General features: G+C 76.4%; 1 protein-coding gene. It reads left to right on the top strand.

The genetic code is table 11. The features are described from left to right. Window positions 1-250: PHP domain-containing protein (locus QSV46_RS40490; protein WP_314964320.1), on the top strand; the 250-nt coding region annotated here is incomplete at both ends.

The raw sequence follows: 250 nt of genomic DNA, 5'->3' as shown, positions 1-250 counted from the left end.
CTGCAGTACGGCACGACCCCACCCGCGACACTCGTCGCCCGCGCCGCCGAGCTCGGGTACGGACGCCTCGCGCTCACCGACCGCGACGGTCTGTACGGCAGCGTCAAGTTCGTCGAGGCGTGCACCGCCGCAGGCCTCGAGCCGATCCTCGGCGTCGACCTCGCGCTGGCGCCCGAGCGCGTGCTGCGGGCGCGTACCCCCGCCAAGGGTGGCCCGGCGCGGGACGAGCGGAGCCCGCGCGTCACCGTCC

It is taken from the genome of Bradyrhizobium cosmicum, from assembly GCF_032290525.1.
GTDB classification, from domain to species: Bacteria; Pseudomonadota; Alphaproteobacteria; order Rhizobiales; family Xanthobacteraceae; genus Bradyrhizobium; species Bradyrhizobium cosmicum_A.
The sequence above is the reverse complement of the archived record's forward strand: the minus strand, read 5'-3'. Positions and strand labels throughout refer to the sequence as shown.